Annotated in this window: 18 protein-coding genes; all 18 read left to right on the top strand. The window is 40.2% G+C overall.

All coding sequences use genetic code 11. The annotated features are described in order from the left end of the window. The first annotated feature begins 97 nt into the window (after window positions 1–97). Window positions 98–1645, top strand: a complete 1548-nt coding sequence (locus tag V7K62_RS12530; protein WP_334864292.1) for an HlyD family efflux transporter periplasmic adaptor subunit — start codon at window positions 98–100, stop codon at window positions 1643–1645. 107 nt (window positions 1646–1752) lie between these two features. Beyond that, entirely contained in the window at window positions 1753–2541 is a 789-nt protein-coding gene (locus tag V7K62_RS12525; protein WP_334864290.1) for a peptidylprolyl isomerase, read from the top strand. A gap of 437 nt (window positions 2542–2978) precedes the next feature. Continuing rightward, the gene (locus V7K62_RS12520) at window positions 2979–3167 is read left to right on the top strand and encodes a hypothetical protein (RefSeq protein WP_334864288.1); all 189 of its coding nucleotides are present in this window, start codon (window positions 2979–2981) and stop codon (window positions 3165–3167) included. Window positions 3168–3692: 525 nt separating this feature from the next. Next, on the top strand, window positions 3693–6653 hold the full coding sequence (locus V7K62_RS12515) for a tetratricopeptide repeat protein (RefSeq protein WP_334864286.1): 2961 nt from the start codon (window positions 3693–3695) through the stop codon (window positions 6651–6653). A gap of 250 nt (window positions 6654–6903) precedes the next feature. After that, window positions 6904–7335, top strand: coding sequence for a Nif11-like leader peptide family natural product precursor (locus V7K62_RS12510; RefSeq protein ID WP_334864284.1), 432 nt, complete (start codon window positions 6904–6906; stop codon window positions 7333–7335). 67 nt (window positions 7336–7402) lie between these two features. After that, a complete protein-coding gene (locus V7K62_RS12505) occupies window positions 7403–8665 on the top strand; it encodes a nif11-class peptide radical SAM maturase 3 (protein WP_334864282.1) in 1263 nt (420 codons plus the stop codon). 6 nt (window positions 8666–8671) lie between these two features. Continuing rightward, on the top strand, window positions 8672–8842 hold the full coding sequence (locus V7K62_RS12500; RefSeq protein ID WP_334864280.1) for a hypothetical protein: 171 nt from the start codon (window positions 8672–8674) through the stop codon (window positions 8840–8842). A 106-nt stretch (window positions 8843–8948) separates the two neighbouring features. Continuing rightward, window positions 8949–10208 carry a calcium-binding protein gene (locus tag V7K62_RS12495; protein WP_334864278.1) on the top strand — a complete coding sequence of 420 codons (1260 nt, stop codon included), beginning with the start codon at window positions 8949–8951 and terminating at the stop codon, window positions 10206–10208. A 422-nt stretch (window positions 10209–10630) separates the two neighbouring features. After that, on the top strand, window positions 10631–12631 hold the full coding sequence (locus tag V7K62_RS12490) for a tetratricopeptide repeat protein (RefSeq protein ID WP_334864276.1): 2001 nt from the start codon (window positions 10631–10633) through the stop codon (window positions 12629–12631). Between the two features lie 50 nt (window positions 12632–12681). Then, the gene (locus V7K62_RS12485; RefSeq protein WP_334864274.1) at window positions 12682–15237 is read left to right on the top strand and encodes a tetratricopeptide repeat protein; all 2556 of its coding nucleotides are present in this window, start codon (window positions 12682–12684) and stop codon (window positions 15235–15237) included. 2 nt (window positions 15238–15239) lie between these two features. After that, window positions 15240–16268: an NAD-dependent epimerase/dehydratase family protein gene (locus V7K62_RS12480; RefSeq protein ID WP_334864271.1), complete on the top strand. Its 1029-nt coding sequence runs from the start codon at window positions 15240–15242 to the stop codon at window positions 16266–16268. A gap of 35 nt (window positions 16269–16303) precedes the next feature. Next, window positions 16304–17554: a class I SAM-dependent methyltransferase gene (locus tag V7K62_RS12475; protein ID WP_334864269.1), complete on the top strand. Its 1251-nt coding sequence runs from the start codon at window positions 16304–16306 to the stop codon at window positions 17552–17554. Between the two features lie 158 nt (window positions 17555–17712). Next, a complete protein-coding gene (locus tag V7K62_RS12470) occupies window positions 17713–18510 on the top strand; it encodes a sugar phosphate nucleotidyltransferase (protein ID WP_334864267.1) in 798 nt (265 codons plus the stop codon). Beyond that, window positions 18507–19160 carry a PIG-L deacetylase family protein gene (locus tag V7K62_RS12465; protein WP_334864265.1) on the top strand — a complete coding sequence of 218 codons (654 nt, stop codon included), beginning with the start codon at window positions 18507–18509 and terminating at the stop codon, window positions 19158–19160. Before V7K62_RS12470 ends, V7K62_RS12465 begins: the two co-directional genes overlap by 4 nt. A 39-nt stretch (window positions 19161–19199) precedes the next feature. Further along, a complete protein-coding gene (gene rfbC / locus V7K62_RS12460; protein WP_334864263.1) occupies window positions 19200–19769 on the top strand; it encodes a dTDP-4-dehydrorhamnose 3,5-epimerase in 570 nt (189 codons plus the stop codon). 144 nt (window positions 19770–19913) lie between these two features. Beyond that, window positions 19914–20798: a hypothetical protein gene (locus V7K62_RS12455; RefSeq protein WP_334864261.1), complete on the top strand. Its 885-nt coding sequence runs from the start codon at window positions 19914–19916 to the stop codon at window positions 20796–20798. Window positions 20799–20841: 43 nt separating this feature from the next. Then, complete coding sequence (locus tag V7K62_RS12450; RefSeq protein ID WP_334864259.1) at window positions 20842–21756, top strand: NAD-dependent epimerase/dehydratase family protein; 915 nt, start codon at window positions 20842–20844, stop codon at window positions 21754–21756. Between the two features lie 35 nt (window positions 21757–21791). Then, complete coding sequence (locus V7K62_RS12445) at window positions 21792–23132, top strand: DUF4910 domain-containing protein (RefSeq protein ID WP_334864257.1); 1341 nt, start codon at window positions 21792–21794, stop codon at window positions 23130–23132. Window positions 23133–23336: the final 204 nt, after the last annotated feature.

The following is a 23336-nucleotide window of genomic DNA, read 5'->3' as shown; positions in this document are numbered from 1 at the left end:
ATTTCTCCCTCATCTCCCCATTACCCCTTATCCCCAGAGGGGGCCCCACCTGACCCATTACCCCTTATCCCCATCTACTCTTATCGGAAATAAAACCATGCCAAATCCCAATAGATCATCCCCACTTCCCCAAGATGAGCAGGATCAGTATCAAGGTTACACACAGGAAGAAGAATCGGTAGAGTTTGACGAGCAGACAGAGGCAGAAAATGACAGTCAAGATTTGCACTACGGTACAGAAGGACTGCTCAATGCCTTACCTCGAATTTGGACTCGTGGTTTGTTGTATGTGCTCATCGGCTTTACTGGTCTATTCTTGCCTTGGGCAACTCTCTCGAAAGTAGATGAAACTGGTAGCGCCAGAGGACGTATAGAACCAAAAGGCGCAACTCAAAAATTAGACGCTCAAGCTGGTGGAAGTGTCAAAGCAGTTACGGTCAAAGAAGGAGATACAGTTAGAGCCGGCCAGGTTTTACTGGAACTGGATTCTGATTTGCTACAAACAGACCTGCAACAAGTCCAGAGCAAATTGCAAGGGCTACAAAATCGGCAATCCCAACTGGAATTGCTGAAAAATCAACTTTTAATGTCAACGAGTCTTTTAGAACAACAAAATAAATCCCAAGAATTAGAAAAAATGGCTCAACTTAACCAGGTGCAGCAAAACCTGGATGCCAAGCTGAGTAGCTATAACCTTCAAAAGTTAGACAAACAATCATTAGTTAAACAAGCAGAGCAGCAGATTGACACCACTCGCGACGATCAGGAATCGGCTAAAAAGCGTTTGAATATTGATTCTAAGCAAGTTGAACGCTTTAGCCAACTCGTTGAAGATGGTGCAGTTTCTGCAACCCAAGTTGATCAACTCAAAAAAGAAGAGCAAGAAAGCAAACGACTTTATAAAAAGTCCCTATCAGATATTAAACAAGCTCAATTGCGTTTAGCCCAAGAGCTAAATAGTTATCAGGTAACTATCAAAACCTTGGAGTCTGATATCAAACAAGCAAAACTCCGATTGCAAGAAGAACAAAGTAGCTCTAAAAGTGCCATGCAAGCCGGAGAACTAGCTGTAATGAAAAATCAGGAACAGCTAAAAGACATACAGTCACAAATAACAGCAACACAATCAGAAATCGCTCAGACTAAAAGCCAGATTATATCTACAAGACTGCAAATTCAGCAGCGAATGGTGCGATCGCCGATTAATGGGGTGATTTTTGAATTACCCACCACTAAGGCAGGAGCGGTGGTACAAGTCGGTCAAAGGATTGCCCAAATTGCACCCACGAAAACAGACTTCGTACTCAGAGCCAATATGCCTAATCAGGATAGCGGCTTCTTGAAGGTAGGAATGCCAGTAAAAGTTAAGTTTGATGCCTATCCCTTCCAAGAGTATGGCATTGTGCAAGGGAAAGTTACTTGGATCTCTCCTGACTCGAAAGTTAGCCAAACCACCCAAGGCAACATCGAAACCTATGAATTAGAAATCACCTTAGACCGGCAGTATGTCCAAAGTGGCAACAAACGTATTCTATTAGGTGCCGGACAGACAGCAAATGCTGAAGTCATCATTCGTCAACGGCGAGTAATTGACTTTGTTCTAGATCCGTTCAAAAAACTGCAAAAAGGCGGTTTGGAGATGTAGTTAAAGTAATCGCACTGGAATTAGGAAATAGGACAAGGGAGACAAGAGGAATAATCAATGCCCCATGCCCCATGCCCAATCCCCTTAATTATTGGAGATATCCTGTTATGCCCCACAATCTGAACATTTCCACTTCAGATATCATTCATAATCTCAAACTCTCCTGTAAGATCCCTGATGTTGTGGAAGCGATCGCATCGCAAAGTATTATTGCCGAAGCAGCTCAAGCAGCAGGAATTACAGTCACACCAGAAGAAGTACAGCAAGAAGGAGATGACTTACGGTTCGCCAAGAAGCTTGTTAAAGCTAAAGATACCTGGGCATGGCTAGAAAAACACCACCTGTCTGTGGATCAGTTTGATGAATTAGCCTACAACAACGTCCTTTCGCGGAAGTTAGCAAATCATCTATTTTCCAATCAACTCGAAAAGCACTTTTATGAACACCAGCTAGATTATATCGCCGCCGTTACCTACGAAGTCATCTTTGAGGATCGAGACTTGGCTTTAGAGCTTTTTTATGCCCTAGAAGAAGGCGAAATCAATTTTCCAGACATTGCTCGTCTATATATCTCAGAACCAGAACTCCGCCGTGCTTATGGATACCAAGGACTCCGATACCGCAAAGATTTTCGTCCCGAGATTGGAGCCGCTGTATTTGCTGCTGCACCACCAGAAGCTCTCAAACCGATAACGACTCCCAAGGGAGTGTATTTAATTTGGGTGGAAGAAGTCATTCAACCCCAATTAGATGAACAGTTGCGCCAAAAAATCATTACAGATTCCTTTTCTGATTGGTTAAAGCAACAAGTCAACGCTATGAAAATAGTTACTCAAATAGATTCAGACGGTTCACAGGAGGAATTACTAGATATGTTATTCACCAAGACTAAATAATTTATGAAATTTCAAATGTTTTTGTCGCGAACTATCCCCCTGGCTTAGGGTAGATGTCTCTAGTCTTCAAAAATGTCGCAGATACAGGTATTGTTTGCTTAAAACTTAATAATTTTTCTTTTTTAGTGTTTTGTGAATATATCTACAAAGTGCTACTTTAGCGTTATTAAAAAAATTAAATTAAATCGCTATAACTCTTGCTAGGCAGCAATAATTTCAATTACTGCTGAAATTCGTCATGCCATTTTTTCTAAATTCAATTAGTACCATATATGATGATTACTGAGCCTAGACACATTAGTTTTTCTAATCGAAAATTCCTCAAAAAAGCATTGACTTTTTTGAGGAATGAAGTATATTAAGTATGTAAGCAACAAACACAAGTTGGTTACACAAAACATTCCCAACAACAGTTACAAATTTTAGGAGAAACTCAAATGATTATTTCTGATCTGAACTACTTGGAAAATACCTCTGAAGAAATCACTGGTGGTGCTAACAAGGCTTATGCAGACGCACTTGCTCAAGCACTGGGCAACAACACCTACACCTATACCTCGACTTTCGCCAGCACCACTAATAATTCTTCTTATAGTGGTTCATCAAGTACTGCTATTACTTACTAAGTAGTAACTAATAATTAAACTCTACTCGCAAAAAGTATTAACTCCTGCAAGTAGAGTTAGGCTCGAAAGCCTAGTAGATTCATAAATCGCCGAAGGTTCTTTGCTCATTTGAGCCTTCGGCTTTTACCTAAACTACATCTTTTGATCTCAAAAAACTGTTTCCGCAATAAATTTTTACATTTAGTCCTCAACCCAGGTTATTGCCAGCCCTGAATTAAAACTCTGGGTTAATAGTCATAAGTGAAACACTTTCCTATAGCCATAAGCTTCTCATAGACCCCCGAAAGATAAAGAAGGGTAAAATTACTTTTAACCAAGTTTAGTAAGTAATCAAGCAGACATGATATCAGTCGATTTGAAACAAATTCAGTTATAAGTTTCAAATATTTGAGTTCCTTGCAGATATTAGGAACAAAAGACAATTAAATAAAAATGATTATATAAATTATAACCCCTAAATAAAAGGATATAAACTCCTAAATTTATTTATGGGGATTGTTAATTTTGAACTCGGAGCAAAGCGACGTGACCATAATTCCTGATGCTCTCCAACTCGCTGTTCAATATCAACGAGCCAAGCGCTTCACTCAAGCCGAAGAGGTTTATCGTCAAATTATAGACGTAAATCCCAAGCAGTCAGAGGCGTTATATGGATTAGGTATGCTGGCGCAGCAGCAGGGAAAATATCAAAATGCAGAACAATTTTTTCAAGCAGCTCTGCAATTACAGCCAGAAGCAGGGGCAATATACAACAGCTTGGGGTTTACTCTGCAACAACAAGGTAAACTAGAAGAAGCGATCGCCTGTTATGAAAAAGCACTGGAAATTCTCCCCGACTCCATAGAAGCGCAAATCAACATCAGTAATACTCTCCACATTCAAGGAAAGCTGTCAGCAGAAGAACAAGTCCGCTACGCAGACTTAACTCACGAGTTTGCTTTAGGTAGACACCAAGCAGGCGATTTCAAGTTTGCAGAGTTATATTATCGCCAAGCTATTGCATTGCAGCCAGATTTGGTAAAATCTCATAATAATTTAGGAGAGGTACTCCAAAAACAAGGGCGATTAAATGATGCCCTCAAGTCTTACGAACAAGCAATCAAAATTAAGCCCGACAATGCATATACCTATCACAACTTAGGGTATTTTTTCCAGGAACAAGGGAATTTTGAGCAAGCAACAGAAGCTTATGAAAAAGCTTTAAGCATTCAACCTGATTTGGCAGTCACCTATAACAACTTGGGAAATGTTCTGAAGGCACAAAATAAAATTGATGCCGCCATAGAATACTATCAAAAAGCTATTAAAATTCGACCTGATATTGATTACATCTATTGCAACTTAGGAACAGTATTTATACCTGCTAACCGAATAGAAGCAGCAGTCCAGGCATTTGAACAAGCCGTAAAGATAACGCCAAACTATGATATGGCTAAATTTGGTGCTTGTATCAGCCAACTGCCAATTATCTATTCTAGTGTTGATGAAATTGCATTCAGACGAAATCAGTATCAACAGAAGTTGCAAAATTTAGCTAAATATTATGAATTAGCTAATCAGGAAGAACGAGCAAAAGCATCTGAAGCTGTGGGAACATTTCAGCCTTTTTATTTGGCATATCAAGGCTTAAATGACCGAGATTTACAGCGAACTTATGGGCAAATGATTTCCCAGATTATGTCGAGTCGCTATCCCCAAGATAGTCAGCCGCTTGTTCTGCCAAATTTAGATCAAAATCAAAAGGTTCGTGTTGGTATTATCTCTGGGTTTTTCTCTAGTCATTCTAATTGGAAAATTCCGATTAAAGGTTGGGTAGAAAATCTAGATCGAAGTGAATTTGAATTATTTGGTTATCACACTGCCGTCAGAAAAGATTCTTCAACAATCAGCGCCAACAAGACTTTTGATAAATTTGTCCGAGGTGTTCGCTCAATTGAAGAATGGTGTGAGGTGATAACAAAAGATAAATTACATATCCTGATTTTCCCAGAATTTGGCATGGACTTAATGACAATCAAACTGGGTTGTCTGAGATTTGCACCAATTCAAATGACATCTTGGGGACACCCTGAGACCAGTGGACTGCCGACAATTGACTATTACTTGAGCAGTGACTTAATGGAACCAGAAAATGCTCAAGAACATTATACAGAAAAGTTAGTTAGATTACCGAATCTATCTATTAATTACATACCTTTAGCAATTCAACCCGAAGAAATTAAGAAACCAGATATAGGTTTAAAAGAGGATGATATTTTCTTCTGGTGTTGTCAGTCATTATATAAATATTTACCTAGTCATGATGATGTTTTTCCCTCCATTGCGAAAGAGTTAGGAAATTCTAAATTTGTGTTTATTAAAAACCCAACTGAAGAGCTTACAGAAGTATTTCGCCAGCGCTTAAACCATGCTTTTGCCGCATTAGGGTTGGATTATCAAAATTACTGTTTATTTTTGTCTCCCCTCAATGAAAGGAAGTTTGCTGGTACTACAGCCTTAGCAGATGTCTTTTTAGATAGCATTGGTTGGTCTGGATGTAACTCTACGCTTGAATCTATTGCTCATAATATTCCGGTTGTCACTTTACCAGGAGAACTGATGCGGGGACGGCATTCTCTGGCCATTTTGAAGATGATGGGTGTAGAAGAGACGATCGCTTCCAATAAAGCAGAATACGTACAAATCGCCATCCGTCTGGGTAAAGATGCTAAATATCGGCAATATATTTCCCAGCAAGTTGCAGAAAATAAACATAAATTATATGGCGATTTAAAGCCAGTCAGAGCGCTGGAAGATTTTCTTTTGCAGCTGGTTAATAAACCAAGACAATTTAACGTCCAAGAAGTTGCTGAACTCTTTCAACTTGCGCTTCAAGAGCATCGAGCTAATCGCCTAGATGCAGCCGAACAGCTATATCGTCAGGTGATAGAAAAACAACCAGACTATTCAGAAGCATTATACGGTTTAGGAATGCTGGCACAGCAGAAAGGTGCGTTACAGGAAGCCCAAAAGCATTTGAGTGCAGCTTCGCAAGTTCAGCCTAACTCCGTGAAAATTTGGTTTAGTTTAGGCAATTTGCTTCAAGCCCAAGGAGAGTTACCAGAAGCTGAAGCCGCTTACCAAAAAGCTATTGCTTTGCGACCAGATGCAGGGACAATTTACAACAATTTGGGGTACACCTTGCAACAACAAGGTAAGTGGGAGGAAGCGATCGCATCCTATGAAAAAGCTCTGGAATTTCAGCCCAACTGCACAGAAGCGAAAATCAATTTAGGGAATGCGCTTTTTGCCCAAGGTAAGCTGTCAACAGAGAAACAAGCCTATTATGCTGAATTGAATTATCGGTTGGGCATTGCCCGCCAACAAGCAGCTGATTGGCAAACTGCTGTTGTTTACTATCGAACTGCGATCGCACTCAAGCCTGATTTGCCAGAAGCCCATTATAACTTGGGGGTGATACTGCAAGAACAAGGACACATCGAATAAGCGTAGGCGTAGCCCGTCGTAGACATCGCTTGCTATCAAAAAGCTTTGGAGATGTCTAATGCCCAACACCAGGAAGCCAACATGAAATTAGGAGAGATTTACCAAACCCAGCACCAAGAAGTTACATAATTTGACTCACTCAAAATTTCTGGCTAAATGGATTATTTTACGCGATCGCCAACTACCATCAATCTAAACTTAAAAAAAAAACAAAAAATACATACAATCACCATAAAAACACAGCAAAAATATGTCATTAACAATTTTCGAGAAAGTTAAAGAGTTCCTAATCAGAATAGTCAAAGACGAAGCTTTTTACACTCAATTAATGAGTGATAAAATCGACGAAGTAATAAAGTTAATGCAAGAAGGTGGCTATAATTTCTCTCAAGAAGAATTTGAAACAGCCTCGATTAAAATATTGGAATTAAAAGAATTAGGTCAGTTTGACGACCTCAGTGAAGAGGAATTAGTGGGTGCCTTTGGCGGGCTTACAAGCAGCGCTGAACAAGCCTTTCAGCCATTGTATGGTGCTGTAGTCTCACCTCCCGAAAAATGTGGAAAACCACCAATTCAATGGATTCCTAGACTATGTAAAAAGCCAGGGACACTTCCTTGCAAAGCAACAATTCCACCTGTACAAGCGTTATATGGAGCAGTTAGCCCAACAGAAATACAATAACCCGATAAAACGATGAAGAAATAGAATGCGTTAGTTTATTTTGAGGGTTGAGATTGAGAGTTAACCTATGACATATCACCGCAAAAGCTACGCAGTTTGGGAAATTACCTTAAAGTGCAATCTAGCTTGTAGTCACTGTGGTTCCCGTGCAGGACATGAGCGCACCAAAGAACTTTCCCCAGACGAAGCTTTGGATCTCGTCAAACAGATGGCAGAAGTTGGAATTAAAGAAGTTACTCTCATTGGTGGTGAAGCCTTTCTGCGTCCAGACTGGCTAGAAATTGCCAAAGCTATCAATGAGGCGGGGATGTTATGTGGTATGACTACTGGCGGCTATGGCATTTCGTTAGAAACCGCCCAAAAAATGAAGGAAGCGGGAATTCGCACTGTCTCTGTTTCTATTGATGGCTTGGAAGCAACTCATGACCACCTGCGGGGAAAGAAAGGCTCTTGGAAATATGCATTTAAAACCCTGAGTCATCTGCGAGAAGTGGGAATTTCTTTTGGTTGCAACACCCAAATTAACCGCCTCTCAGCGTCAGAGTTTCCGTCCATCTATGAGTGCATTCGTGATGCAGGTGCCCGTGCTTGGCAAATTCAGCTAACTGTACCAATGGGGAATGCAGCCGATAACGCAGATATCCTCCTCCAACCCCATGAACTGTTAGATATCTATCCCATGCTTGCCCGTGTGGCCCGTCGTGCTTACCAAGAAGGTGTGCAACTTCAGGCGGGGAATAATATCGGTTACTACGGCCCTTATGAACGACTGTTACGGGGACGGGGAAAGGAGGATGAATTCTCATTTTGGCAAGGTTGCGGTGCAGGACTCTCCACCTTGGGAATTGAAGCTGACGGAGCGATTAAAGGTTGTCCCTCACTGCCGACTACTGCCTATACAGGTGGTAATATTCGAGAACATACCTTGCATGATATTATCGAAAACGCAGAAGAACTACGCTTCAATCTAGGAGCAGGAACACCTGAAGGCACAAAACACCTGTGGGGTTTCTGTAAAACCTGCGAATATGCTGAACTTTGTCGTGGGGGTTGCAGTTGGACTGCCCATGTTTTCTTTAATAAGAGAGGTAATAATCCTTACTGTCATCATCGCGCTCTTGCTCATGCAAAACAAGGTATCAGAGAGCGTGTAGTTCTCAAAGTAAAGGCCCAAGGTTTGCCATTTGATAATGGCGAATTTGAGCTAATTGTTGAGCCTACAGATGCTCTCTTGCCAGCAAACGACCAATTACACTTTACTGCTGACAGCATTCAGTGGTCAGAAAATTGGCAACAAGAACCCGAATTTTATTACTCTTTAGTGAGATAATAAATCATGGTAGAAAACTCAGAAATTACCACAATTTCAGAGAAAGAAACTGACCTGGAGTCATCACCATCTCAAGAATTAGAGAAAATTCCCCTGCTTCCACGTTCAGCTTGGAATAGTCAATTAGGCTATTTAAAAGTGCTGTTAAAAGCAAAGCAAGTTCTGGATAAAAGCTGACAGGTTCATAGGCATATCGAGAGGTTTAGCTCGTAAATTAGGAGAGAATTACTCCCCGAATATTTACGTGCAAATTCGTTAACTAACAAAATCAACAGAGGTTTTTATGGTATCAAGAGTAACACTAAGAGATACAGCTTCAAGATTACTTAGGTTCAATGGTAGAGCTAATCTCAATAACAAGCCTGAACCCAAGCCCGATCCTACTCCTAATTTTGTTACCGCTGAAGGGGATGCTACTTTTTCCAACTATAGTGAAAGTGCTTCAGGAGTTTTAACTACTACCCAGACAGACGCATTAGTTCAAGGTGGCGTGACTGCTGCTATTGCTGAGGCTCAAGCAAGTTTTGATCCAACTTTTTCATCACTTTTCACTCAGGCTGCTGTCGTTGGATTAGATGGTCAGTTTCAAGGTACTTCCAACAGCGAAGCAAAGGTGCTGGCTAGTTTTGCGGTTGGCCGTAATGAAAGCTTCTCTTTTGATTTTTCAGCAGATTTAGCACTGACAGCTAAAGAAATTGAAAATCCTGACGTTGAATATAACAAGGCTCAGTCTACAACCACTTTTTTGGTGTTAGATACCACAAATCCTAACAAAGCCAGAGTTTTAGATTATTTTGGCATCCAGGGTAAATTAGTCTCCTCTAATAAAATCGGGGATCTAAACTTTGGTCGTAGTCGCAATGTTCAGATTGACAGTCGTAATAAAAGTTCTGATATTGATGGCAACAATGGTAGTGACTTCTTGAATGGTAGTGCTGTTGGGACTTATGAGCGGAATTTTAATCGCAACACCAACCTAACTATAGTCAAAATTAATACTAGTTCTGTGGAATTGGCAGGAGATACTTTAATCGGCAACCTCGGTAGAGATGTTATCTATGGCACGATTCGGAAGGATAATCTGACCGGAACCAACGGGGCAGACAAACTTTATGCCAGCTTGGGGGATGATAAGCTATTTGGAAACAGAGGTAATGATGTCCTCGATGCAGGCCAAGGTAATGATTCGCTAAATGGTGGCGATGGCAATGATACACTCTATGGCGGTTTAGGCAATGATGTTCTGAATGGTGGTAGTGGTGATGATGTCTTAGTTGGTGGCGATGGTAATGACACATTTACTTTCAAACGTAGCGATACCTTGTTGAAAAAAGACTTTGATGTCATTCAAGATTTCCAGGTTGGTATTGATAAGATTGCATTAAATGGTTGGGGAAGTCTAGGTAACATAACAGATACCAACGATGGTGCTCTCCTCACCTTAAATCGAACTTCTTTTTCTTTCTTTAATAATCCTCAACAAGAAATACTACTTTCAGGCGTGAGCGCCAGTCAGGTGAACTCGGAAATATTATTTGCTTAAGGCTAATTGCTCTCCAGGAAAACTACTTTGCCCCTGGATGATTCCCACCTGAAAAAGCAGAGCTGTTTCATTCCCTAAAAGACTCTGATTTACAAGCATCTTAGTCAAAACAATCAGGTGAGTAAAAAATCTGATTGGACAATAAAATATCGATGCTTTTCTGGGAGAGGCTTTGCTAACGGTAACTCCTATGGTGTACGCACTGAAATTTACTTGAGTTGGTAATTTTTCGATTACTAACTTAAGGCTTATTTCTCGCCCATCCCATGCTGTTGACAAAATCTCTCCCTTCTTGAATGAAATCGCCCTGATTTTTAACAGGCAAAAACAGGTAAAATATTTTCTTGATAGTTATCACCTATCTTATAAAGCTATATTAATCCACAACAATTTAATATCAACTTATAATTTATAATATAGTTATGAAGACTACAAATATTTCCGAATCTCAAGTTAAATCTCTTATTCAAATTGCGGTGCAGAAGCATCAGTCACGTCAAAAGGATGAAGCTGAAGCGCTAGATAAAACAGAAGTGGCTGAAATCCTCCAACTAGCAGTTCAACAGCAACGAGGCAATCGTTTAGTGGAGGCGGAATTGCTATATAGTCAAGTTCTGGAAAAACAACCTGACCACCCCGAAGCTTTATATAGTTTAGGGATGTTGGCGCAGCAGATGGGGCAACCCCAAACTGCTGAACAGTGGCTAAGTGCGGCTTCGCAAATTCAACCAGATTCTGTTAAGACTTGGTTCAGTTTAGGTAATTTGCGTTTAGTTCAGGAACAGTTTTCCGAAGCAGAGAAAGCTTACCGCCAAGCTTTAGTTTTAGCACCTAATTCACTGCCAATTTACAACAACTTGGGCTATGCTCTGCAACAACAAGGATTATTTGAAGAAGCAATTAACTACTATCAGAAAGCTCTAGAGTTAAAGCCAGACTCGATAGAAACAGAGGCTAATTTGGGCAATGCGTTACACGCTCAAGGTAAGCTCTCCAGCAATCAACAAATGCACTATGCACAATTAAATAATAAATTGGGTGTTGCCCGGAAAAAAGCTCTTGATTTGAAAAATGCTGTTACTTGTTACAAGCAAGCGATCGCACTACAACCAGATTTGCTAGAAGCTCATTATAACCTGGGGTTGGCGCTGCAAGAACAAGGGGAGTTTGAAGAGGCGATCGCATCCTATAAAAAAATCTTGGAACTTAATGCCAACTATGGAGAATTTTACCTCAACGTAGGCAAAATTTACCAACAGCAAAATCAAATGCAGAAAGCAGTTTCTGCCTATCAACAAGGGTTAAAGCTGATTAATTCCCACTATGCCAAAGCATTAGCAGCTAATGAAGATGCTGAAATTCCTCAACAAGTACCAGTCACACCGACAATTCCCCAAGGGGAGGTAATTGTCGGGCAATACAGCTTTCCGACTATTCCAACCGTCGCAGATGATACAGACAAGCGGCCTTTCTGGAGTGTGGTGGTAACTGTATATAACCGCACAGACTATCTACTCGAATGCCTTGCCAGTGTGTTGGCACAATGGCCAGGAGAAGAGCAGATGGAAATCATCGTCATGGACGATGCTAGTACAACGCCAGTATTTGAACTAGTGAATAGTATTGGAAAAGGAATAATCCACTATTATCGCAATCCGCAAAATCTCGGTCTGCCAGGAAATTGGAATGCCGGAGTTGCTCTAACTCGCGGTCATTGGGTTCATTTACTGCACGACGATGATTATATTCTCCCAGGTTTTTATTCCCGGCTGCAAGAAAGTCTAGAAGGGTGTTCCGATTCTGTAGGAGCCGCTTTTACGGGTTATCAAAATATTAACGAGAAAGGGAAAGTAATTTTCAGCCAACAAGTCTATGGACAGCGAGGGATTGCCCAAAATTGGCTGCAAAACATTGGACTTGCTAACTCATTGATTATGCCTGCGGTGGTGATTCGTCGAGAAGCGCACGAACAATTGGGCGTATATCATCCCGAATTGATCTATACAAGTGATTGGGAAGTTTATAAACGCATTGCCTCTGTTTACGATTGGTGGTACGAACCAGAAACTTTAGCTTGTTACCGCGAACATGCTAACAATGTTACCACCGAACTTTTACTCTCTGGGAAGCAGATGATATCCATCCGCCGTGCAATTGAAATATCAGAGAGTTATTTATCTACTGAAGACTCCGCACAGATTACGGCCCAATCCCGGATTTATTATTTTCTTTATTGTCTAAAATTGACCCTAATTCCTCTACAGGCGGGAAATATGGCTGGAGTTTGGCAAGCCTTGGAAGAGGCTCTAAAAATAGATCGTAGCCCGGAAGCAGTGGCAAAATTATTTAGTTGGTTAACACTGCAAGAAGCAGCTCCTCTGCGTGATGAAATTGCCTCAAGGATCATCTCACTTCCTTTATGAAGGCTCGTTTAGCAAAAAGCAAAAATTTTCTAGTTTTGGACTGAAAAACTATGTCAATTACTCAGGTTGAGCATCCTACTATAAATACTTCATCTTTTGAGCCACAAAATCGACAAGACGGTATCAGTGGTCTGATGCGAGTTCGCAATGAAGAAGAATTTTTGACACCAGTGATCGAATCTTGGATTGATTATGTAGATGAATTGGTAATTGTGTTTCATCAGTGTACGGACAAGACTCCACAAATAATAGAGGCATTTGCACAAAAATATCCCCAGAAAATACGGGCTTTTCATTACTTACCGCACGTCTATTCATTTTGTACTAAAGAACAAGTTGAATTGGATGTAAACAACATTCATTCTTTTAGCTTTTATTCTAACTTTGGTCTCAGTCAGACGCGATATAAAACATGCGTTTATATTGACGGCGATCACGTGGGTATTGCGGAACCCTTAAAAATTATTTATAATTATTTGAAGCAAAATCCTCTCCAAAATACAGCCTTATTTTTTTCAGGAGTAAATTTATATCAATATCCAGATGATCCAAACTACTACACAAATTTAAAATGTCCGGCTTCTGGCGATGGAGATGTGGCATATTGGACAGTTTCACCGCAAAATATTTTCGATAAAAATCCCAACATTCCATTCTGTGAAGCGATTCAATTTCAAGGACTGACACCTTATTATTTAGGTTTTCTTTTCTGGCACACAAGTTCGTTAAAAAAGAACACATCTTCGAGGAATGGCGGCACAAAATTGGATGGAGAGCTTTTAGAAAAACTAAACAATATTGAGAACAGAAATAGAGATATAAAATTAGTTTTGTTATCTCAAAAAGTTAAGCAAGAAAATAAAGATTTTCAAAATGTTTCTGTCCAAAAGTTTCCATTGTATTTTGATTTCGGTTCTCTGCCTGATGTTATAGCCCTAGAGTCCAAGCTAGTAGCAATACATAATAACTTGGGTTACACCTTGGAACAACAGGGCAAGTTTGACGAAGCAGTTACTTGCTATCAAAAAGCCTTAGAACTTCAGCCCAACTGCGTCGAAGCAGATGTAAACTTAGGCAACGCTCTCAACGCGCAAGGTAAACTATCAAAAGATCAACAAGCGCACTACGCGGATTTGAATCACAAATTGGGACTTTCCCGCACAATAGCAGGGGATTTCAAGACAGCTATTAATTACTATCGTCAAGCGATCGCTCTTCGCCCAGAGTTGCCAGAGGTGTATTATAACTTAGGCAACATCCTGCAAGAACAAGGTCAGTGGTCAGAAGCGATCGCATCCTATGACCAATCCCTAAAACTCAATCCCCAAAACTGGGAAATCTACAACCGTTTGGGTCAGGTTTACCAAGCTCAAAACAAGATCACAGAAGCGATTTCTGTGTATCGTCAAGGGTTGACCTTACTTAACCCCTACTACGCCAAAGCGGTAGCCGCTGATCACAATGCTGCCATCACCCAAAAAATCCTCGTTACTCCCCCCATTCCCCAAGGTGAGGTTACTGTTGGCGACTATCAGTTTCCAGCGATTCCACCTGTAACAGACCCAGAGAAACCTCGACCATTTTGGACTGTGGTGATTCCGGTATATAACCGCACCGATTATCTCCTTGAATGTCTGGCTAGCGTCTTAGTGCAATGGCCTGGGGCAGAGCAGATGGAAATTCTGGTGATGGATAATGCCAGTACGCTACCGTTGTTTGATCTAGTGAATAGTATTGGAGGAGGAGTAATCCGCTACTACCGCAATCAAGAAAATATTGGAGTACTGTCAAATCACAATGTAGGCATTTCCCTCAGTCGCGGTCAGTGGATTCATATCCTGCATGATGATGACTGTGTGCTTCCAGGTTTTTATCATCGACTCCAGCAAAGTCTTCAAGGGTGTCCAGATTCCGTAGGGGCCGCTTTCGGAAATTTTGAATATTTCAATGAAAAAGGCACAGTAGTTGAAAAAGGGGAAGTGATTTCCTGGTTTGGAGACGATAAAGGTATCCCTCAGAATTTTTTGCAGGCGATTGGTGTGACATGTCCGTTACAGGTGCCTGTGGTTGTCATTCGTCGCGTTACTCATGAACGACTAGGAGGTTATTATCCGCATTTAGTTTGCGCTTCTGAATGGGAACTCTATAAACGCATTGCTGTTTCTTCTGATTGGTGGTACGAACCGGAAAGTTTGGCTCGTTACCGTATACATTCCCAGAGACTGACAGATGATGATTTATCATCTGGGATTCTGGCGGCATCCATCCGCCAGGGTATAGAAATTTCTGAGAGTTATCTTCCTGCTGAACATCGCGCAGAAATTACAACCCAAGCTCGTAGACATAACTTCAATTATTGTCTGACACGGGCGGCAATTCCTCTGAAAAGCGGCAATGTTACGGGGGCTTTGCGTATGCTCCAAGAAATTCTCAAACTCGACCGCTCAATGGAAGCAGTAGCAAAGTTATTCGCTTGGTTGACTCAAGATGAAGCAGCTCCCTTACGGAATGAGATTGCTACCAAGTTGCTTGCTATTCCTAGAGAAAATATTTCAGACAATATTCCTCCTGAATTAAAACCCCCACAAAGTGCGATCGCACGCTAGATATGAAAATACTTGTAACTGGAACTGAAGGTTATATCGGCTCCTTATTAGCTCCCCTCTTAATCCAAGAAGGTCATGAAGTTATTGGTTTAGATACTGGTTTTTATAAAGTAGGTTGGCTATATAACGGCACCAAGGTAACTGCCAAAACCCTCAACAAAGACATCCGCCACATCACAACAGAAGACCTGCAAGGCGTGGAAGCAGTAGTTCACATGGCAGAACTCTCCAACGATCCTTTAGGTCAGTTAGCCCCTGATATCACCTACGATATCAACCACAAAGGCTCAGTACATTTAGCGAAGCTGGCGAAAGCAGCTGGAATCCAACGCTTTGTCTATACTTCATCATGCAGTGTCTATGGTTTTGCCACAGAAGACTACGTTAGCGAAGAGTCTACCATCAATCCCCAAACAGCTTATGCCAAATGCAAAGCACTTGTCGAACAGGATGTGAAACTCCTTGCTGATGATGGCTTTTCTCCCACCTTTCTCCGAAATGCCACAGCTTATGGCGCCTCACCGAGAATGCGCTTTGATATTGTCTTGAATAATTTAGCAGGTTGGGCATGGACAATTAAAGAAATCAAGATGAACAGCGACGGTACACCTTGGCGTCCCCTAGTACATTTGTTGGATATCTGCAAAGCAATTAGCTGTACCTTAGAAGCTCCGCGTGATCTAATTCACAACCAAATTTTCAATGTCGGTGATACAAATAGCAACTATCAAGTCAAACAAATTGCTCAGATAGTTGCAGATGTCTTTACAGATTGTCAATTGAGCTTTGGTAAACACGATCCTGACAACCGCAGCTATCGGGTTTTATTTAATAAAATTAACCAAATTTTACCAGGATTCAAATGTGAATGGGATGCCCAGCGCGGTGCCCAACAACTCTATAATGTCTTCCAGCAAATTGATATGGATCGAGAAACATTTGAGTCTAGAGGCTTTACTCGCCTGAAACAACTGGAATATCTTATTCGCACTCAGCAAATCGATCAAGATTTCTTCTGGCGAACTGTTTAAATTAGAAATCTGATTCTTGCAAAAAAATATAAGTTATGAATTTACTAAAACCAATAACTGGTAACTGTCTGTTCTGTGAGACAGGGTTGCACCATACCTTCGTAGATTTAGGTATGTCTCCTCCCTGCGAGAGCTATCGCAGCCTCAAACAACTCAATGAAGTAGAGCCATTTTATCCTCTGCATGTCTATGTTTGTGAGGAGTGTTTTTTAGTTCAACTCCAAGAATACATTAGCCCAGAAAATATTTTTAGCGACTACGCTTATTTCTCTTCCTACTCTGATAGCTGGTTGCAACACGCCAAGAACTACGTTAATTTGGTAGTAGAACGTTTCCAATTAAATCAGGAAAGTCAGGTAATAGAAATTGCTAGTAATGATGGCTACTTACTGCAATACTTTGTTGCCAAAAACATCCCGGCGCTGGGAATAGAGCCAGCAGCAAATGTTGCGGAGGTAGCAATAAAAAAAGGGATTCCGACAGTTGTCAAATTTTTTGGACAGGAGACAGCCAAAGAACAGGTTGCTAAGGGCAAACAGGCAGATTTATTACTCGGAAATAATGTCCTTGCTCACACGCCATATCTCAATGATTTTGTCAAAGGAATGAAAATTATCCTCAAACCGCATGGTGTAATTACTATGGAGTTTCCCCACTTGATGCGGTTAATCGAGGAAAATCAGTTTGATACTATTTACCATGAGCATTTCTCTTATTTTTCCTTTCTTACCGTAGAAAAGATTTTTGCTGCTCACGGTTTGACAATTTTTGATGTTGAAGAATTAACTACTCATGGTGGTTCTTTGAGAATTTATGCCCGTCACAACGAAGACTCTTCTAAACCCGTTACCCACCAAGTATCAGAACTGAAAGATAGAGAAGAAGCGGCTGGTTTTACGCAATTAGAATACTATTTTTCCTTTGGTGAACAAGTTAAAGAAACTAAACGCAAGTTATTAGATTTCTTGATCAAAGTTAAGCGGGAGGGAAAATCGATTGTTGGTTACGGCGCTCCAGGTAAGGGAAATACTCTCTTAAACTATTGTGGTATCCGCACAGATTTTCTTGACTATACAGTAGACCGTAACCCTTACAAACAGGGTCAATTTTTACCAGGAACCCATATTCCGATTTTTCATCCAGACAAAATTGCCGAAACAAAGCCTGACTATATACTAATTTTGCCCTGGAATCTGAAAAATGAAATTATGGCACAAATAGCTTATATCCGGGATTGGGGAGGTCAATTTGTTGTACCAATTCCTGAAGTTAATGTCTACTCTTAATACAATTTCTTTATGAAGACGCATAGAAATAACCCCACCGCCTACGGCATCTCCCCGAACTCGCGGGGAGGTTGCGAGGGGTCAAAATAATGTGCAGCTTCACAGAGAATTCGTAATAAGTATATAATATTTTTTCATCACAAAAAAGGGGAAGTAACATGAAAGTAGTTTTATTTTGTGGTGGTTTAGGAACTAGAATGAGAGAGTATTCAGAAAGTATTCCTAAGCCAATGGTGAACATTGGTTATAGACCAATCTTATGGCATGTAATGAAATATTACGCTCACTATGGGCACAAAGATTTTATCTTATGTCTTGGTTACAAAGCTGACCTAATTAAAAGCTATTTTTTAAATTACAATGAATGGCTTTCTAATAACTTTAGCCTTTCCAATGGGAGCAAAATTCAGTTGTTTAATCGGGATATTCAAGATTGGAATATCACATTTGTAGATACAGGATTAACTGCCAATATTGGACAAAGATTTAAGGCAGTAGAAAAGTATCTAGAAGGAGAAGAAGTATTTTTAGCTAACTACAGTGACGGTTTGACAGACTTGCATCTACCAACGTATATTAATAATTTTTATCAGCGTGATAAAATCGGTAGTTTTTTGTGTGTCAGACCAAGCCAAAGTTTTCACCTAGTTGATATGCATGAGGATGGTTTGGTAAGGGATATCAAAGATGTCAAACAACGTGATATTTGGATTAATGGAGGATATTTTATCTTCAAAAAAGAGATTTTTAAATATATTAATCGTGGCGAAGAACTTGTACTGGAACCTTTTCAAAGACTGATTGCCAAAAAAGAACTTTTTGCGTATAAATACACTGGCTTTTTCGGGGTAATGGATACGTTTAAAGAGAAGCAACAGTTAGATGATATGTATGCTCAAGGCGAAAGACCTTGGGAAGTATGGGGAGATGAACAACTAGAAGTCAGTCATGTATGATCCAACTTAGCTTGAACAAGACAGAAGAATCTGAGTACAAAATTCTTTGTCTAGGTTCTCATTGCGATGATATCGAAATTGGTTGTGGAGGTACAATCTTAAAGCTGATAGAGAATTATCAGCATGTTGTTATCTATTGGGTTGTCTTTAGTTCCAACGAGCAAAGAGCAGAGGAAGCAACTGCAAGCGCCAATCTCTTCTTAAAAGAAATCCCGGTCAAGAAAATTATCATTAAAAATTTTCGAGATGGCTTTCTATCTTTTCAAGGGATAGAGGTGAAGGAATGCTTTGAGGAGTTGAAGCAGGAATTTTCACCAGATATAATCTTTACTCATCACCGAGACGATCGCCACCAAGATCACCGCTTAATTTCTGATTTGACTTGGAATACCTTTAGAAATCATTTAATTTTGGAATATGAAATACCAAAATACGATGGTGATTTGGGTATTCCTAATTTCTTTGTCCATTTAGATGACGCACTTTGTCGCCGAAAAATTCAATATATTTTGGATGCATTCCCTACCCAGAATAATAAGCAGTGGTTTACAGAAGAGACTTTTCGTTCCATTCTCAGAATTCGCGGGATTGAATCAAATTCACCGAGTAAATATGCTGAGGCATTTTACTGTCGAAAAATATTTTTCTAAAAAATTAGAGTTTTAATTTTGTCTCAATTTTGCAAATTCATGATATTCACTGAAACTAAAATAAAAGAAGCATTTATTGTTGATTTAGAGTTGCACCCAGATATTCGGGGCTTTTTTGCTCGGAGTTTCTGTATTCAGGAATTTGAAGCTCGTGGTTTAAAGCCTACTATTGCCCAATGCAATTTGTCTTTTAACTATAAAAAAGGAACGTTGCGGGGTATGCATTATCAAATGCCTCCTTCTCAGGAAACAAAATTGGTGCGTTGTATTAGGGGGGCTATTTATGATGTCATAATCGATTTGCGTCCAGAATCTCCTAGCTATTTAGCTCATATTGGTATAGAGTTGACTGCTGAAAATCGCCTTGGTCTCTATATTCCTGATAGATTTGCTCACGGTTTTCAAACTCTGACCGATAACGCCGAGGTGATGTATCAAATGGGTGACTTCTATGCACCAGAATATGCTGGTGGGTATCGCTACGATGACCCAGCTTTTGGTATTGAATGGCCTCTACCTGTGACTGAAATTTCGGAAAAAGATCGGGCTTGGAGTTTATTTGATGAATCGAAAAAAAATGTAAAGCCTGGGGTGACACAAGGCTTTTAAAAGCAATTTAAAAATATGTAGTTGCTGAGTGAATGTAGAATTAGTATCACGCAGAGACACAGAAAATCAGAATTTGAAAAATTTAATTTTGAGTTTTAAACTCAACACTATGTTCAAACTTTGTTATAGCAGATGAGGGGGGAAGTGAATACAATTTATTTTGATTCGACTTTTAGTGATGAAATCAGACGCAAGCATCTTTACAATGGACAAATGTTTGTCTTTTCTCCTTGCGCCAGTGCGATCGCTCTATGTGATTTTGCTCGTGGTATGCTTGAAGAAGCATTTGCCCCTTTAGATCCCAGAGAAGCACAACATAGTCTACCTGTAGAGAAATACGTTGAGATTTTAGCACAACTCAAGCCAACTTTTATCCATCATCCTAAATCTAAACAACTCATTCAAGGCATCTTGAAGGAAAGTGGATGTGACTTGAGCAAAACCTATTTCGATGTACCTCGCCTGAGAACAGCAACTAGCGATCGCTATCTGACTGCTGGCATTGCTTACGCTTTCCATCCTCATCGTGACACCTGGTACTCTGCTCCTCGCTGCCAGATCAACTGGTGGATTCCTGTCTACGATATTACTTCAGAGAATGCGATGGCATTCCATCCCCGCTACTGGAGTCAACCAGTTAAGAATAGCTCAAGGGATTATAACTATGCTGAGTGGAATAAAGAAAGTCGCAAAAATGCGGCACAGCATATTAAAACAGATACGCGCAAGCAACCCCATGCGGAAGAAACTTTAGAAATGGAGCCGCAATTGCGGTTGATTACACAAGTCGGTGGCATGATTCTCTTTTCAGGAGCCCAAATGCACTCAACTATTCCCAACACATCAGGCTATACCCGTTTCAGTATTGACTTTAGAACCGTACATTTTGATGATGCGATCGCTAAACAGGGTGCGCCAAATATTGATTCAGCTTGTACAGGAACTTCTTTAGGCGACTTCTTACGAGGCACTGACTTCTGCCCGATTACTGACACATTGTTATTGTCTACAACAAACAATCTCTTGTAGAAAAACTTTTGTTTTCTAAACTTCAGTCTGTGAGCAATAAATAGTGAACTCTGTTGAAAAATTGTGTGGACAAACAATACTGATTACAGGTGCTAGTGGATTTCTCGGATCTCATTTAGTCCGTCATCTATGCCACAATGGTGCGGAAGTCCATGCTGTTTCTCGCAGTTTTCACACTTCTGATATCAGCTGCTTGCGATGGTGGCACGGTGACATGGAAGATATTGAGTTTGTTCAAAACCTTTTCCACAGCATTAAACCTGATGTAATCTTCCATTTATCCGGTCTTGTGACAGCAGTTCCTAATTTAGAGTTGATATTGCCTACCTTTCACAGTCTACTGACCAGTACTATTAACTTATTGACGGTAGCTGCCGAAATTGGCTGTAGTCGCATTGTGTTGATAGCTTCTTTAGAAGAACCAGAACGAGATCATCCTGAAGTAGTTCCTTCTTCTCCTTACGCTATTGCTAAATTGGCTAGTAGTACTTATGGTCGCATGTTCCATCGACTCTATCAGACACCTGTAGTTCTTGTTAGACCCTTTATGACCTATGGGCCAGGGCAAAATGTGTGTAAGATCATTCCTTGTGTTATTCTTTCCTTGTTGCAAGGACAAGCTCCAAAACTTAGTAGTGGAAAACGTCAAGTTGATTGGATTTATATCGATGACGTGATTGGAGGACTTCTCGCTGCAACACAAGTTAACAGTGTAGAGGGCTGTACATTCGACTTAGGTTCGGGAGAACTAGTACCCATTCATACAGTTGTGTCCCAGCTTGTTAATCTGGTCAATCCTCAAATCCAGCCTCTATTTGGTGCTTTACCTGAACGGCCGATGGAAAAGATCAGAGTAGCCGATACCGCTTATACATACGACAAACTGGGTTGGCAACCTTCAACTCCTCTAAAGAAGGGCTTGGAATTGACTGTAAATTGGTATACAAAACATCAATAAGAGATTGGATACACCAGGTAACAAGGATTCTACTTATGGTTGCAGATAGGCTTAAGAATATTAATTTATTTGATCTAAAAAATTCTTTTAACCTAAAGGATATTAGTCTGGAACTTTACCAACTAATTTCTGATTTATATCCCATTTGCCGTAGTATTACAGGTAATGGTTTTAGAGAAACTTTAAAAATTCTCCAGCAGCATATTCCTTTGTCAGTTCATGAAGTGCCAACGGGAACTGAGGTATTTGATTGGATAGTTCCAAAAGAATGGAATATTAAAGATGCCTATATTAAAAACTCCCAAGGTAAGAAAGTTGTAGATTTTGCTAACTCGAATCTACACGTTGTTAATTATAGTATTCCAGTACATCAAAAGCTATCTCTTCAAGAACTAAAATCACATCTATTTACACTTCCTGATTATCCTGATTGGATTCCTTACCGAACTTCATATTACAAGGAAAGTTGGGGTTTTTGCCTCAGTCACAAACAGTATTTACAACTAGAAAATGAAGAATATGAAGTATGTATTGATTCTTCCCTAGAACCAGGTCATCTGAGCTATGGTGAGTATTATATTCCAGGAGACAGTACTGATGAAGTCTTAATTTCCTGCCACGCCTGTCATCCTTCACTGTGTAATGATAATCTTTCGGGAATTGCGATCGCTACTTTTATCGCTAAATATTTAAGTCAAACTACACCAAGATACTCCTATCGATTTCTCTGGATTCCCGGAACCATTGGCTCAATTACATGGTTGGCTCTCAACGAGGCTAAAGTCAATAATATTAAACATGGCTTGGTATTAACTTGTTTAGGAGATTCTGGCAAATTTACTTACAAAAAAAGCCGTAGAGGTGACACTGAAATCGATAAAGTTGCTGCTTATGTACTCCAAAACTCAAAACAAGATCACAAAATTATAGATTTTTTCCCCTATGGCTATGATGAGCGACAATATTGCTCACCTGGATTTAATTTAGCTGTCGGTTGCTTGATGCGATCGCCTCATGGTAGTTTTCCTGAATACCACACCTCAGCAGATGATTTAAATTTTGTTCAACCCCAATATCTTGCCGAGTCATTCTTTCAATGTAATTCGATGTTGTCTATCCTCAACAATAACGAAATCTACTACAACAAAAATCCCAAATGTGAGCCACAGTTAGGTAAAAGAGGAATATATCGGGCAGCTGGTGGTCACAAAGATAGCGGGCTAAATGAAATGGCAATTTTGTGGGTTTTAAATTTATCTGATGGTCAGCATACTCTACTAGATATTGCCGAAAGGTCGGGAATGTCATTTGATGTGATTAAATCTGCTGCCGATATATTACTAGCACATGACTTGTTAACAATTAAAAACAATTAAGTTTGAAAAGTATTAGGCGGATGAAATTCGTTACTACACAAACGTAGGCAAAGCCTTCTTGCAGGGTAGCCTAAGAGAAAATCAAGGGTTTTAAGGGACTGACAAATAAAAAAATATCCCAAAACTGACGCAAAAATCCTCTCTATTTCTCTTCTCTGTGTGTTCTCTGCGTCTGGAGTGGTAGCCTACGGCTTGCCGCAACTC

The organism is Nostoc sp., assembly GCF_036917935.1.
GTDB lineage: Bacteria > Cyanobacteriota > Cyanobacteriia > Cyanobacteriales > Nostocaceae > Nostoc.
Note: the sequence above shows the minus strand (reverse complement) of the source record. Positions and strands in the feature narration are given on the sequence as shown.